This is a genomic window from Arthrobacter sedimenti, assembly GCF_042652025.1.
GTDB lineage: Bacteria > Actinomycetota > Actinomycetes > Actinomycetales > Micrococcaceae > Arthrobacter > Arthrobacter sedimenti.
The window spans coordinates 710,684-724,052 of the sequence record NZ_JBHSDQ010000001.1; the positions used below are offsets into that span (position 1 = coordinate 710,684).

13 protein-coding genes are annotated in these 13,369 nt (G+C 68.5%); 5 read left to right on the top strand and 8 right to left on the bottom strand.

The window, feature by feature from the left end; translation table 11 throughout:
• Positions 1–2 precede the first annotated feature (2 nt).
• On the bottom strand, positions 3–1,616 hold the full coding sequence (locus ACFO0G_RS03285) for a CYTH and CHAD domain-containing protein (protein WP_376976406.1): 1,614 nt from the start codon (positions 1,614–1,616) through the stop codon (positions 3–5).
• Between the two features lie 137 nt (positions 1,617–1,753).
• On the opposite strand from ACFO0G_RS03285, the gene ACFO0G_RS03290 reads away from it, so the two are divergent.
• A complete protein-coding gene (locus tag ACFO0G_RS03290) occupies positions 1,754–3,076 on the top strand; it encodes an MFS transporter (RefSeq protein WP_286398407.1) in 1,323 nt (440 codons plus the stop codon).
• A 4-nt stretch (positions 3,077–3,080) separates the two neighbouring features.
• Positions 3,081–3,761, top strand: coding sequence for a FadR/GntR family transcriptional regulator (locus ACFO0G_RS03295; RefSeq protein ID WP_286398409.1), 681 nt, complete (start codon positions 3,081–3,083; stop codon positions 3,759–3,761).
• 72 nt (positions 3,762–3,833) lie between these two features.
• Here the strand turns inward: ACFO0G_RS03295 and ACFO0G_RS03300 are convergent, their stop codons facing one another.
• Complete coding sequence (locus ACFO0G_RS03300; RefSeq protein WP_286398411.1) at positions 3,834–4,373, bottom strand: hypothetical protein; 540 nt, start codon at positions 4,371–4,373, stop codon at positions 3,834–3,836.
• Between the two features lie 160 nt (positions 4,374–4,533).
• On the opposite strand from ACFO0G_RS03300, the gene ACFO0G_RS03305 reads away from it, so the two are divergent.
• From ACFO0G_RS03305 to ACFO0G_RS03315, 3 genes are read left to right on the top strand one after another with little or no spacing between them, the layout of a single operon-like run.
• Entirely contained in the window at positions 4,534–4,824 is a 291-nt protein-coding gene (locus ACFO0G_RS03305) for a hypothetical protein (protein ID WP_236799207.1), read from the top strand.
• A 3-nt stretch (positions 4,825–4,827) separates the two neighbouring features.
• Positions 4,828–5,655 (top strand): DUF1206 domain-containing protein, encoded by an 828-nt coding sequence (locus ACFO0G_RS03310; protein WP_376976407.1) that lies wholly within the window; start codon positions 4,828–4,830, stop codon positions 5,653–5,655.
• Positions 5,656–5,683: 28 nt separating this feature from the next.
• Positions 5,684–6,913 (top strand): SRPBCC family protein, encoded by a 1,230-nt coding sequence (locus ACFO0G_RS03315; RefSeq protein ID WP_376976408.1) that lies wholly within the window; start codon positions 5,684–5,686, stop codon positions 6,911–6,913.
• Positions 6,914–6,985: 72 nt separating this feature from the next.
• Here ACFO0G_RS03315 and ACFO0G_RS03320 read toward each other — a convergent pair whose 3' ends face one another.
• From ACFO0G_RS03320 to ACFO0G_RS03345, 6 genes are all read right to left on the bottom strand, one after another.
• Positions 6,986–8,452 (bottom strand): FAD-dependent oxidoreductase, encoded by a 1,467-nt coding sequence (locus ACFO0G_RS03320; RefSeq protein ID WP_376976409.1) that lies wholly within the window; start codon positions 8,450–8,452, stop codon positions 6,986–6,988.
• 87 nt (positions 8,453–8,539) lie between these two features.
• Complete coding sequence (gene cobA, locus ACFO0G_RS03325) at positions 8,540–9,802, bottom strand: uroporphyrinogen-III C-methyltransferase (RefSeq protein ID WP_376976410.1); 1,263 nt, start codon at positions 9,800–9,802, stop codon at positions 8,540–8,542.
• 87 nt (positions 9,803–9,889) lie between these two features.
• A complete protein-coding gene (locus ACFO0G_RS03330; protein WP_376976411.1) occupies positions 9,890–10,336 on the bottom strand; it encodes an SRPBCC family protein in 447 nt (148 codons plus the stop codon).
• A gap of 83 nt (positions 10,337–10,419) precedes the next feature.
• A complete protein-coding gene (locus tag ACFO0G_RS03335) occupies positions 10,420–11,490 on the bottom strand; it encodes an ABC transporter permease (protein ID WP_376976412.1) in 1,071 nt (356 codons plus the stop codon).
• Positions 11,480–12,205 carry an ABC transporter ATP-binding protein gene (locus ACFO0G_RS03340; protein ID WP_214944836.1) on the bottom strand — a complete coding sequence of 242 codons (726 nt, stop codon included), beginning with the start codon at positions 12,203–12,205 and terminating at the stop codon, positions 11,480–11,482. Before ACFO0G_RS03340 ends, ACFO0G_RS03335 begins: the two co-directional genes overlap by 11 nt.
• A 25-nt stretch (positions 12,206–12,230) precedes the next feature.
• The gene (locus tag ACFO0G_RS03345) at positions 12,231–13,361 is read right to left on the bottom strand and encodes an ABC transporter substrate-binding protein (RefSeq protein ID WP_286404529.1); all 1,131 of its coding nucleotides are present in this window, start codon (positions 13,359–13,361) and stop codon (positions 12,231–12,233) included.
• Positions 13,362–13,369 lie beyond the last annotated feature (8 nt).

The window sequence follows — 13,369 nt, forward strand, 5'->3', positions numbered from 1 at the left end:
CCTCAGATCACGCCGTGACCCAATAGGTCGCGCGACTTCTTCCACGCCTTCCGGGACCCGGCCTTTGCCGCCAGCATCCGTTCTTCCTGCTGGTTGAGCAGGTCCGCGTAGATGGCTGCCGTGGCCGGATCGCTGTAGTCCGCGGCGATGGCGGCGAGCAGGTCGCGGGCCACGACGGCGTCCTGGAAGCGGCCCAGGATTTTTTGCTGCCGGTGCGCGGCCTTGACCACCTTGCCGGCGCGCTTGCCGTGCACCAGGGCCGCCGATTCGGCCACGTGGCGCAGCCGCTTTGCGTCTTTGCGGACGCGGTGGAGGGCAAGCTCCTCCTCCCTGCCGCGCCGGGCCCGCTTCACGGCTTTATGCGAACGGCGCAGGCGTTTGGCGGCTTTGTCCACCGCCTTCGCGGCAGCCCGGCGTCCGGGAGTCACTGCTTCGGCGCGCACGGGCGGGTTGTCCCGGAAATCCTCGAGCTTGTCCAGCAGCCGGAAGTAGCGGGCCGATCCCAGGGCTTCCCGCAGGAGCCGGTAGGCTGCGTCATAATCGCTGCCGGTACGCTGTTCCACGCTGGAGGTGGCGCCGGCGATGCCCTCCCCCGGCGGCAGTGCGCCCAGTTGTTCGCGGAGCTGTTTCCCCAGGACCTCGGCGTCGCGCGGCTGGCCCAGCAACTGGCCCAGCCATTTCAGCTCGCTCCGCAGCTTGCGCACCGGCGACGCCCGGTAGAGCCGGCCGTAGGCGGCCAGAACGGAGCGGATGCGGCGCGTCGCCGAACGCATGGCGTGCACGGCGTCCGGTTCCTCGTTCCGGACGTCCGCGTCCCTTGCGAGGATCTGGTCGATCTGCGCGGCCACATAGACGGTGACGACGGCGGCAGCCGGGGCACGCTTTCCGGCCAGAAGGGCGGAGCTGCTTTCGGCCCCGCCGGCATCGCCGGGAGCCTCTTCGCCGGCGGCGGTCCCAGCCCTGGCAGCAACCCGCTTCCCCGCCTTGGTGCCACTGCCCAAGGCGCGCGCCAGTTTGGAGGCGTGGCCGGCGGGCCGGGCACCGGCGGCGGTGAGCAGTTCCTCCACGGGGACGAAGAGGCCAGGGTCACCGTGGACCAGTTCCAGCTCCCAATCACGCCATTCCTGCCGGGGCGCGTCCGGCCCGTCCTCCAGCCGGGCGGCGGTGACGTGGTCGTCGGCGAGGTCGGCCAGGTGCACGCCGTCTTCCCCATAGAGGGGGTAGGTAGTGCGCCGGGTTTCCAGCCGGACCACCGGAGCCGGGACAGTCCCCCGCAGGTAGGCGTGGAGGTGGGTGAGCAGGCTGTCCGGGACGACGTCGGGCCGGCCGAGCGGTGCGTGCAACTCCGTCCGGTGCTGCGGGCCTTCCCCGGCTGCGGCGCCCTGCGGCGGCAGCTTCAGGTGCCACCCGGCGTCCTTGCCTCCGGTGCGGCGGCGAAGCGTGATGCGGCGGGCGGCCAAGCCATGTTTGGGAGTGTCGAAGTACACCGCCTCCAGCAGGTCCGTGTGCGGCTTGCCCGTCCGGGCTACCCCGGGAGCCTGCTCCAGTGCCGGCACTTCGGCGGCGGTGTCGACGTCGTACTTCTTCTCGATCTCAAGTCCCCGGGAAGCCTCCACAGCCGTCCTTCCAGCGCCGCCTGGTCATCGCCAGGCCCTCCGACAGTCCGTTGGCAGTCTATTGCAGGCGCCCGCTGGAGGGAGAGGTTGGCCACAAATACGCAAACATCAAACGTCTAACCTTTACGGTGGAGGGTATGCCCGCCACTCCCCCTTCCCCCGCCCCCGTCACCGCCGACGCCCCCACGGCCGCTCAGGCCGCTCCCGCCGCACCGGATCCCGGGACTGTTCCTGCGAAGCCGCGCTCCGCCGTCGTGTTTGGTGTCATTGCGCTGGTGCTGATCGGGCTGAACCTGCGCGCAGGCATCACCGGGGCCTCCGCGCTGCTGCACGACCTCCAGGCCGTGCTGGGTTATGGGGCGCTGGTGGCGGCCAGCATCCCGTCCATCCCCACGCTCTGCTTCGCGGTGGCCGGGGCAGCGACATCATGGCTCAGCGGCAAGGTGGGGGTGGAGAAGGCCATCCTGCTGTCGCTGGCGCTGCTGGCCGGCGGGCTGCTGCTGCGCGGCATCCCCGCCACCGGAATGCTGGTGGCCGGCAGCGTGGTGGGCATGTCCGGGCTGGCCATCTGCAATGTGGCCATGCCCTCCTTCATCCGCGAGCACTTCGCCTCCCGGACCTCCCTCATGACCGCCGTCTACACGGTGACCATGACCACCGGCGGCACCCTGACCTCGGTCCTGGTGGTCCCGCTGGCGCAGGCCCTGGGATCCCCGTCCGCCGCCGTGGGTGCTGTGGGCATCGCCGCCGTCGCAGCCTTCCTGGGATTCCTGCCCGTGGCCCTGCACGCCCACCGCCACACCGTCCGGACCGCGGCCGGGCACGTTTCCCCGTGGCCGTTGCTGCGCACCCGCAAGGGCCAGCTCCTTACCGCCATCTTCACCCTGCAGGCATTGCTGGCGTATGCCCTGCTGAGCTGGTTCCCGTACATGCTGACCACCATGGGACTGGGCGCGTCGGAGAGCGGGCTGATGTTCGGGCTGATGCAGCTTGTTTCCGTCCCGGCAGGCATGGTGCTGATTGCCATCGGAGCCCGGCCGGGCATGCTGCGCCCCGCCTTCTACCTGGTGAGCATCACCATGGTGGTGGGCATCGCGGCACTGCTGGTCCTGCCCGTGGGATTGGCAGCCATCCCCGCTGTCCTGCTCGGTTTTGGCCTGGGCATCTTCCCGCTGGTGATGGTGATGATCAGCCGCAGCGGAACCAGCACCGCCGAAACCACCGCTTTGTCCACCCTGGCCCAGTCCTCGGGATACCTGCTGGCCACCGTGGGCCCGTTCGGCATGGGGCTGCTGCACAGCGCCACCGGTGGCTGGTCACTGCCCCTTGCGCTGCTGCTGGGGCTCGCACTGGTGCAGATCGTGGTGTCCCATCTGCTTACCGGGAAGGCCATGTCGGTTAAACCCGCTGAGGCTGCCGGCACTATTGCCGGGCGACCCAACCGTTCGGAAGGAAAATAGCATCATGTCGCTGAGCCCTTCGGTACGTCCGCCGCTCGCCGCCGAAGTCACGGCCAAGCTGCGGGAAATGGTGCACTCCGGCGAGTGGCCGCTGAACCAGCGCATCCCGCCCGAACCCGAGCTCGTGGCCAGGCTGGGCGTTTCCCGCGGCACCCTCCGCGAAGCGGTCAAGGCCCTGGCCCACGGCGGCATGCTGGAGGTGCGGCGCGGGGATGGCACCTACGTGCGCGCCACCAGCGAGATGTCCGGCGCGGCCCGCCGCATGTACCAGGACCATACCGAACAGCACATCCTGGAGGTCCGGCTGGGCCTGGACACCCAGGCTGCCCGGCTGGCCGCACGCAATGCAACGGACGACGACGTCACGGCCCTGCGCGCGCTCCTCGCCACCCGGGACCAGGCTTGGAAGAACGGCGACTTCGAACCCTGGGCGGACGCCGACTGGCACTTCCACGAAGGCATTGCGCGGGCGTCCGGCAACCCCCTGCTGCACGAGCTCTACGCGAGCTTTGGGACCGTGTTCCACCAGGACCTGCTGACCCAGCAGCGCCGGCCGGGCTTCAACGGGCTGCCCCGGGACGGCCACGAAACCCTGCTCGAGGCCATCGAACGGCGGGATGAGGACGCCGCCGTGGCCACCGTGAGCCGGAACCTGAACTCTTGTGCGGAGTGGCTGGCGGAATAAGCCGGCACACAAACAGCGGCCCGGCACTGTGGTGCCGGACCGCCGTCGTACGCCGTGTGTTTCTTATTCGCCTTAGTCGCCGCGCAGGCCCGCGAAGACGTTCTTGGGCCGCTGCATCTCGCCGTGCTTGGCGCCAAGGATGATCACCAGGGCAGCGAAGCCGGGAATGGCCCACTGCAGGAGCTTGAGCTGCTGCTGGGCGGTCTTCAGTTCGTCCGAGGCAGCGCCGTGCGGCTCGGTTGCGCCCTCTGCACCTTCACCGGCGAGCTTGTCCACCTTCTTGCCCAGGATGCCCGAGTACAGGGTCACCGCGGCGCCCACCACCGTGACGGCGGTCTTGATGACGGTGTCGCGGGCCACGCCCTCCTGCTTGGCGATCCGGCCCTTGTTCTCCCAGGCGATGGCGAGGTCCGCCACCAGGTGGGAGGCGAAGGCAGCGGTCTGGAACGGAGCCCACTTCATCCAGCCGGCGCTGGAAAGCCGGGTGCGCTCGGAGGGGTCCTTGGCCTGGGCCGCAGCCCCGTTGAGCCCGATGGCACCCATCAGGGATCCACCAAACCATGCTGCTGCCGTCAGGTCGTGAACTGAACGGGCAATGAGATTTCCTGCCATGATGTGCATTCCTAACGTTGTGAACTGGTTCCGGGTTGCCGCTGCGCGGCAGACTTCACTTGCCTTGGTTCCATCGAGGTATGGTCGGCCCATCGTAAGCACACTTACTAATATTACGAAAGCCCGTCCCGGACAGGGCGCACCGCGTAATATCGTCGCCATGGGAAACACAGGGACATTGTTCGGCTGGGCCTTCGGGAACCCCGCCCGCGAAAGTGACAGCGGCTACGTGGACGGGCTGGAGCGCGAGGCGCTGCGGAATGCCAAACAAACGGCAAAGGCCAAGGGCGTGGACGTTGTGGCGGGTTCTGAAGTGTTCACCGTCCTCAGCGCAGACGAATCCCTGGTGGAGCTGGACAACGCCCCCGGCCAGCTGGTGGTCCGCTGCACCGTGCACGTCGAGGGACCGGGCGCAGAAAAGCTGCGGGCCGAAGGGCCCATGAACGGCTGACGGATGTCCAACGGCGAATCCACGCTCAGGCAGGCAGCGGACGCTGTCGAGGAGGCCTCCAACCACAAGGTCCTGGATGTGCTGGCCCGCGCCGGGTTTGCCGTCATGGCCCTGCTCCACGTCATCCTCGGTGCCATCGCCATTGCCATCGCTTTCGGGCATCCGGGCGAGGCCGAACCCACCGGCGCCATCGCCCAACTGGCGGACAACCCGTGGGGCCCGTTCGTCATGTGGGGGTGCGTGGTGGCCTGCCTCGGCCTTGCCCTGTGGCAGGCCAGTGAAGCGACCCTGCGGGCTCGAAGCCTCCCGCGCAAGGAACGGCTGGCCAAGCTGGTTTCCTCAGGGTTCCTTGCTGTCGCGTACGGCAGCGTGGGCCTGACTTTTGCAGGATTCGCGCTGGGCCAGCGCAGCGACTCGGGCGACAACACGCGCGACTTCAGCGCCAGCCTGATGGACCACCCGGTGGGGCCATGGCTCCTGGTGGCCCTGGGCCTGACCATCCTGGGCATCGGCATCTACTTCGTCGTCAAGGGGTTGCGGCGCGGCTTCAAGGAAGAACTGTTCCATTTTGAGGGCACCCGGCGCGGCAGGCTTATCGACAGCCTGGGCGTCACCGGCCATGTCGCCAAAGGCATCGCCCTGGACCTCACCGGACTGCTGTTCATCATTGCCGCGGCCAAGCACCGGCCCGAGGAATCGACGGGGCTGGACGGCAGCCTCAAAGCCCTACAGGACCACCCCTTCGGACCCACCCTGCTGGTGGCGATCGGTGCCGGGTTTATCGCTTACGGGATTTTCGCACTGATCCGGGCCCGGTTCGGCCGCATGTAGTCCCGGGGTTTGTGGGTAGGAAGGAAGTATGACCCAACAACTGCGCGCAGTTTCCGCCGTCACCGGGAGTGCCGGGCAGGCCTTTGCCGCCCTCTTCCGGCTCCTGAAACTCGCGCGGCCTGACCGGCCCATCCACCCGGAGGGCCTCGGCCTGGCCGGAGTACTCACCAGGACCGGCAACCCGGCCGGCCCCAGCGGCATCGACTGGCTGGACTCCCCCGGCACTGACCAGGTGGTGGCCCGCTTCTCGCGGTCCGTGGGCCTGCCGCAGGCGCTGCCGGACATCCTGGGCCTGGCCCTTCGGGTTTCCCCGTCCGGCGATGCTGCTGCCGCCGATGCCGGTCCGGCTGACGTGCTGTTTGCCTCCACCGGGTGGGGCATGCCGGGCCGGTTCCTGCTTGTGCCGCGGCTGGACGTCGCCGGAGCCACCATGACCACGCTGATGCCATACCGGGGCCAGCGCGGTCCCGTCCTGCTGGGCGTGCGGACGCGGAGCCTCCCGCCGGGTTCGCTGGCGTCCGGGGAATGGGTGCTGGGGCTGCACTGGGCCTCACCGGGCGGACCCTGGCGGGAGTGCGGCGAGCTGCGGCTGCACGCCGGCGGCAACCCCGCTGACATCCCCCTGCGGTTCGATCCCCTGGAGAACCAGCCGCCCGGCGCCGAGGCCTACGGATGGACCCGGCGCCTGCGGAAGCCCTCCTACCGGGCCGCACGGCGGCCCGCACCTCCCGCCGTCGTACGCGCCAAGCAACCTGCGCGCCCAAAGAACGCTCCCGTAACACTTCAGCAAAGCACCACCGGAACCGGAAGGAACACCATGTCCACCGTCTCGCTGCTGTTCAACGCATCCTCCGCCGACGTCTGGCGGGTCATCTCTGACGGCTGGCTCTATTCGGGCTGGGTGGTGGGAGCCTCCCGGATCAGGGACGTGGACGCCGAATGGCCGCAGGCCGGCGCCCAGCTGCACCACTCCGTGGGGACCTGGCCGCTGGTCATTGACGACAGCACCAAGGTGGCCGCCGTGGAGCCCGGCCGCTCCCTGGAACTCGTTGCACGCGGCTGGCCCATGGGCGAGGCCAAGGTGGAGATTACGCTGGAGGACCGCGGGAACCAGTGCCGGGTGACCATCGCCGAGGACGCCATCCGCGGGCCGGGCAAGCTGATGCCCAAGTTCCTGCGCGATCCGCTGATTTCTGCCCGGAACCGCGAAACCCTCCGGCGCCTGGAGCTGATGGCGATCGGCGGCGCGGGGAAGTAGCGCAGCCCGGTTAACACAGCTTAAATGCCGGAACCGCGGGCCCATTGGCCCCGCGGTTCCTGCATTTAGGTTCTAGACCTGGGCGGCTACGCCGTCGCGGGAGATGTCCACCATGTCCCCGCGCGGCACCACCTTGATGCGCTCACGCTTGACTTCAACGCCGTGCGAGCCGCCGGCCTCCGTGGCTGCTGCGCCGAGGGCGAGCTCGTGGGCATCGAGGGCCAGCCAGCCTTCCCAGCTGGTGAACTTCACGCCGCGGGCATCGAGGAGTTCGGTGACCGCGTCCTCTGCGGGTGCCTCGGCGACCGGAAGGTTTTCGCGGTCTTCCAGCAGGTACGTGACGGTCTCCAGGGCGTCGCCCTTGGTGTGACCGATGAGCCCGACAGGTCCGCGCTTGATCCAGCCCGTGGCGTAGAGACCCGGCACGTGGGTGCCCGACGCGTCCAGGACGCGGCCGCCGTCGTTCGTCACCACGCCCTTCTTGTGGTCGAACTCAACGTCCGGCAGGGCGGAACCGAAGTAGCCAATGGCGCGGTACACAGCCTGGACCGGGTAGTCCACGTACTCGCCGGTGCCACGGGCGTTGCCGGTGCCGTCCAGCTCGGTGCGCTCAAACTTGATGCCGGCCACCTTGCCTGGGGTCTCGGCGTCGTCGTAGATCTCCACCGGGCTGTGCAGGAAGTGCAGGTGCAGGCGGCGCGAAGCCTTGAGCTCGGAGAGGTCCTCGGGCTGCTCAGCGATCCAGTTGGTGAGCGTGCCCACCATGGTCTTGGTCTGGTTGTTCGTCTGGATCTGGCGGTCCGATTCCTCGTCGAACTCGAAGTCCTCCGGGTACAGGATGATGTCCACGTCCTTGGAGTGGGACAGCTCGCGCAGCTCCAGCGGGGTGAACTTGACCTGGGCGGGGCCGCGGCGGCCGAAGACGTGGACGTCGGTGACCGGGGACGCCTTCAGGCCCGCGTAGACGTTGTCCGGGATTTCGGTGACCAGCAGGTCGTCGGCGTGCTTGGACAGGACGCGGGCCACGTCCAGGGCCACGTTGCCGTTGCCGATCACGGCGATTTCCTTGGCCTCCAGGGGCCACTCCCGGGGCACGTCGGGGTGGCCGTCGTACCAGGAGACGAAGTCGGCGCCGCCGAAGGAGCCCTCCAGCTCGACGCCGGGGATGTTCAGGTCCGCGTCCTTGATGGCGCCGGTGGCGAAGATGACGGCGTCGTAGTGCTTGCGGAGATCCTCGATGGTGAGGTCCGTGCCGTAGTCGACATTGCCGAAAAAGCGGATGTCGCCGCGGTCCAGCACCTTGTGCAGGGCGTTCACGATGCCCTTGATGCGGGGGTGGTCCGGGGCCACGCCGTAGCGGATCAGGCCGTAGGGTGCCGGGTAGCGGTCAAAGAGGTCGATGCTGACGGTCAGCTCGCCGCTCTTGACGGCTTCGCTCTTGGTGAGGATGTCGGCGGCGTAGACGCCGGCCGGGCCGGAGCCCACGACGGCGACGCGCAGCGGACGCTCAGCAGATCCTACGGTGGTGCTGGATGACACGGCTGTGTTCCTTTTCTTCTGCATCGACTGCTGAGTACTTGTCGTTTTGAACGCTCATAACGACAAGTACGGAGCAATCGATGGGTTTCAGGTGGTGAGGGCGGTCTTGCGGGGGCTGTTCGGGGTGGTGGTGCTGTAGTCAACGGTTTTGAAGTGCGACGGCGCGAACGGGCTCACGCGCACCACGTCACCGATGACAATCACGGCAGGATTTGCGACGCCGGCCGCCTTGGCCTGGTCGGCGATGGAACCGAGCGTGCCAATGGTGACGCGCTGGTCCGGCAAATAGCCGTTTTCCACGATACCAACAGGTGTGTCCAGCGGCAGTCCAGCTTCGCGTAGCGCGGACGCGGATTCCCGCAGCTGGCCGACGCCCATGAGCAGGACAATCGTGTGGTCCGGGCGGGCCGGGATCTCGGAGAGTTCCTCGTGGCCGGTGACCACGCTGAAGCCCTTGGCCAGGCCGCGGTGCGTGACCGGAATACCTGCGGCTGCCGGGACGGAGATGGCGGACGTGACGCCGGAGACCACCTCAACCTCGACGCCGTTCTGCCGGCAGTACTCTGCTTCCTCGCCGCCGCGTCCCAGCACGTACGGGTCGCCGCCCTTGAGCCGGACAACGCGGTGGCCCTTGAGCGCTTCCTCCACGAGGAGGCGGTTGATGTCTGCCTGCGGGACGGGGTGGTGGCCGGGGGTTTTGCCCACTTCGATGACGCGGACATCCGGGGCGAGTTCGTTCAGCAGTTCGCGGGGGCCGAGGCGGTCCGCAACAACGACGTCGGCCTGGCCCAGGAGCCGGCGGCCGCGGACGGTGATGAGGCCGGTGTCGCCAGGGCCGCCACCCACGAGGGCGACTGACCCGCGGTGCGCGCGGCGGCGGCGCAAGGGCAGGTCGCCGGCCTCCAGGGCTGTGGCCACGGCGTCGCGGACGGCCATGGCCCGGCGCGGGTCTCCCCCGGCGTTGACGGCGATCTTGACGTCGTCCACCACGGCGACGGCGGGGGTCCAGGCGGCGGAGGCTTCATGGTCGGAGGCGTTGACGCACCACACCCGCTGCGCCTCGGCGTCGGCCGATACCCGGGCGTCCACTTCCGGGGTGCCCGTGGCAGTCTGGACAAACCAGACGCCGTCGACATCGCTTGAAAGGTAGGGGCGCGCCTCCCAGATGAGCAGGCCGGCGTCGACCAACTCCTGCAGCGCGGGCGAGGCAACCGGGGCCACGACGGTGACCAGGGCACCGGCGTCGAGCAGTCCCTTGGCGCGGCGGGCAGCGACGGGTCCGCCGCCCACCACCAGCACGGGGCGGCCGAGCAGCCGCAGCGCCGTGGGGTATATGTCCTGAATTGCCATGAATCAACGGTAGGGCGGCGTCACATTCGCCAACAAAGGCCCAGCAACACCAGTTCACGTAAGGTAACGCTGCGTCACAAAGGATTTTCAGGCTCGCGCGGCCAGGAAGCTGCCGCGGTCCCGGATGAGCCGCTCCAGGTAGCGGCGCAGGATGAGCCGCTCGACGCCGCGGCCCAGGACTCCCAGCGGGGCGGTGAACTCCACCCGGTCCGTCATGATGCTTCCGGCGGCCGTGGGCTCGAATTCATGGACGTGCCGGAAGGCCTTGAAAGGGCCCTTCACCTGCTCATCGGTGAAGCTGCGGGGGAAATCCAGGTGGGTGACCCGGCTGGTCATGGTGAGCGGAATACCGAAGTGCTTCGCCCGCCAGGTCACCTCCTGGCCCTCCCCGATCAGCCCACTGGTGACGCCGGCAACCGCCCGCTCCCCCGAGTCCTTCTGGGAGTCCACGTGAAGGTCGATGCTGCGGGCCAAGTCGAACAGCTGCTCCACGGGGAGCTGGGACTCAGTGCGGCACGTGAAGCTGGCGGTCATGGCGCCAGTCTGCCATGCGGCAGGAAACAGCAGAGCCCGACGGCGGAAGGTCGCCGTCGGGCTTTGCTTGCGGTGTGTTGGGGCTAGCGGGTGCTGCCGGCCAGGAGGCCGCGTCGGCGCAGGAGGCGCTTCTCGATGGGGCCGAAGACCAGCAGCTCGATGAGGATGCCGACGGCGAGGATCAGCAGGATGGCGGCCATGACGATAGTCATGTCGGACAGGTCCCGTCCCTGGTCCAGCAGGGAGCCCAGGCCGAAGCCGATGGTGCCGCCCACGGCAATGATCTCCGCGGCCATGAGTGAGCGCCAGGAGAAGGCCCATCCCTGTTTGAGGCCGCTGAGGTAGCCGGGCAGTGCGGCCGGGAGGATCACCTGCAGGGCCATCTGCAGCCGCGATGCGCCCAGGACAGTGCCCACCCGGCGGTACTGCGGCGGGATCTGGTCCACGCCCGAAATCAGGCCGTTGATGATGGACGGGATGGCGCCCATGAACACCACGAAGTACACGGTGGCGTCGGTCAGCCCGAACCAGATGATCGCCGCAGGCACCCACGCCACGGACGGCAGCACCTGGAGGCCGGAGATCAGCGGTCCAAATGCGCGTCGAAGCGGGGCAACCTGGGCCAGCAGGAGGCCAACGGGCGTGGCGATGGCCACCGAAATCAGGAAGCCCACCACACCGCGCTGCAGCGACGTCCAGATGGACTGCTGGAACTTTCCGTCGCTCCACAGGACACCCATCTGGGCCACCACATCAAGCGGCCCCGGAACCAGGTCCCGCCGCTTCACGCCGAGGGATACATAGAACTGCCAGATGAGCACCAGGACCACCAGGGCGGCCACCGGCAGGAGGATTCGGCTCCAGTCGACGCGGTGCTTGCGGTCTGCGTCTGACTGCAGCGAGTCCAGGCCGGATTCAAGCTCGCGGAGGTCCTCGTTGCCGGTGGAGGTCCGGGTCAGGGCGGCATGCACGTGCTCGCGGGCTGCGGGAGTGGCATCTAAGGCATCGGCCGAGGGACCCGCCGCGAGCTTGCGAGTGGTGGGAAGGCCGGTGCCGCTGTCGGAGCCGGACGCTTCGTCCGAAGGACGAAAGCCGTCCGGCGAAGGGGCGGGGGCGGCATCCGGCGCGGAGCCAGACAGGAACTTACTTGGCATGGCGGCGAATCTCCTCCCGCAGCCGGGCGGTGATGACCCCGGTCAGCTGGCCGGCGAGCCCGGCGTCGGTTCGGTGTTCCTCGGTGACTGCCCATTCCTGGACCACGCGGCCGGGGCGGGAGGACAGCAGCAGGACGCGCTGGCCCAGCCGGACGGCCTCGCGGACGTTGTGGGTGACGAAGACGATGGTCCGCCCGGTTTCCTTCCAGATGCGTTCCAGCTCATCGTGCAGGAGGTCGCGGGTGATGGCGTCGAGGGCGGCGAAGGGCTCATCCATAAGCAGCAGCTGCCGGTCCTGGGCCAGCGAACGGGCCAGGGACACGCGCTGCCGCATGCCGCCGGACAGTTCGTGCGGGCGCTTGTCCCCGGCGGATCCCAGGTGCACCAGTTCGAGGAGTTCCTGGGCCTTGGTGCGGCGTTCGGCTTTGCCCACGCCGCGCAGCTTCAGTGCCAGTTCGATGTTCTCCCGTGCGGTCAGCCACGGAAACAGCGCCGCGTCCTGGAACATGAAGGCGGCGCCGTCGCTGGGCACTTCCAGGGCGCCCGACGTCGGCGCTTCAAGTCCCGCGATGATGTTCAGGAGGGTGGATTTGCCGCAGCCGGAGGCGCCGAGGAGGGCAACGAACTCGCCTTGCCTGATGTTGGCGTTGACGTCGTCAAGTACCGGGGCGCCATCGCCGAAGCGCTTGCCCAGGTGTTCCAGTACTACTGGCATGGTGGCGTCCTTAAGTGGTGGTGGATCAGTCCTGGCCGAGGCCGGCGGCTGAGATCTTGTCCGCGCCGCCGGTCACCTGGTTCAGGGCGCTGAGGTCGAAGAGGCCGTTGATGTCGGCCTTTTTGGTGGTGCCGGCGTCGATGCCGTCCTGCAGCAGCTTGGGGTAACTGCCCGCCAGCGGGTCAAGAGTGAAGCTGATGTTCGCCAGCGACCGGGCCAGGACATCCGCCGGCAGCGCGGCCCCGGCGGATTCCTGCAGGGCGGAGTTGATAAGAGCGGCCTTCTCGTCGGCCGGGGCCGAGTTGAGCCACGCCACGGAGTCCGCATTGCCCTTCAGCAGGGCCTTAACGGTGTCCGGGTGGTCTGCGGCGAACTTCTGGTTCACGATCAGGATGGTGGTGGGGAATTCGCCGGGCTTGCCGGTGTCGGCCCCATCCCACAGGTCCTTTTCATCCACCAGCACCTTGGCGCCGGCCTGGAGCACCAAACGTGAGGCCCACGGCTCGGGCAGCCACGCGCCGTCGAGCTTTCCGTCCTGGAACAGCTTGAGCGCCTGGGCGTTGTCCGTGGGGTTGATGGCCACGTCACCGCTGCCGTCCACCCCGGTCTTGTAGCCCTGCTTGGAGAGCCAGGCGCGCAGGGCGACGTCCTGGGTGCCGCCAAGCTGCGGCGTTGCCAGGGTCTTGCCCCGAAGGTCAGCCGCGGAGTCGATGCCGGGCTTGACCACCAGCTGGGCGCCGCCCGCCGCGGCTCCGGCGATCACGCGCACAGACTGGCCTTGGCTTTTGGCAAAGGAGTTGATGGCCGGGTTGGGGCCGATGTACGCGGCATCGATGGCGCCGGCGTTCAGTGCCTCAATGGCGGCAGGACCGGCGTTGAAGGTCTCGGTGCTGAGCTTCGTACCGCCCAGGGCGTCGGCCAGGAATCCCTTTTTGACGCCCACCAGCGCCGGAGCGTGGGTGACGTTCCCGAAGTAACCCAGCTTCAGCTCGGCGGCCGGCGTGGGCTCGGCGGCCTGGGCCTCGGTGTCTCGGGAGATATTGGAGGCCACGACGGCTCCGACGGCGATCAGCAGGACCAGCCCGATGGCCAGCGCAGCCTCGACGGCGCGCGTGCGCGTGGGGCGCGCGCTTTCGCCTGCCACGATGCGGGTCATCCCGGGCT

Coding starts and splice junctions, on each gene's coding strand:
- cobA (WP_376976410.1), bottom strand. CDS start 9,802: ATGGCAATTCAGGACATATACCCCACGGCGCTGCGGCTGCTCGGCCGC.
- ACFO0G_RS03335 (WP_376976412.1), bottom strand. CDS start 11,490: ATGCCAAGTAAGTTCCTGTCTGGCTCCGCGCCGGATGCCGCCCCCGCC.
- ACFO0G_RS03330 (WP_376976411.1), bottom strand. CDS start 10,336: ATGACCGCCAGCTTCACGTGCCGCACTGAGTCCCAGCTCCCCGTGGAG.
- ACFO0G_RS03310 (WP_376976407.1), top strand. CDS start 4,828: ATGTCCAACGGCGAATCCACGCTCAGGCAGGCAGCGGACGCTGTCGAG.
- ACFO0G_RS03295 (WP_286398409.1), top strand. CDS start 3,081: ATGTCGCTGAGCCCTTCGGTACGTCCGCCGCTCGCCGCCGAAGTCACG.
- ACFO0G_RS03345 (WP_286404529.1), bottom strand. CDS start 13,361: ATGACCCGCATCGTGGCAGGCGAAAGCGCGCGCCCCACGCGCACGCGC.
- ACFO0G_RS03300 (WP_286398411.1), bottom strand. CDS start 4,373: ATGGCAGGAAATCTCATTGCCCGTTCAGTTCACGACCTGACGGCAGCA.
- ACFO0G_RS03315 (WP_376976408.1), top strand. CDS start 5,684: ATGACCCAACAACTGCGCGCAGTTTCCGCCGTCACCGGGAGTGCCGGG.
- ACFO0G_RS03305 (WP_236799207.1), top strand. CDS start 4,534: ATGGGAAACACAGGGACATTGTTCGGCTGGGCCTTCGGGAACCCCGCC.
- ACFO0G_RS03340 (WP_214944836.1), bottom strand. CDS start 12,205: ATGCCAGTAGTACTGGAACACCTGGGCAAGCGCTTCGGCGATGGCGCC.
- ACFO0G_RS03290 (WP_286398407.1), top strand. CDS start 1,754: ATGCCCGCCACTCCCCCTTCCCCCGCCCCCGTCACCGCCGACGCCCCC.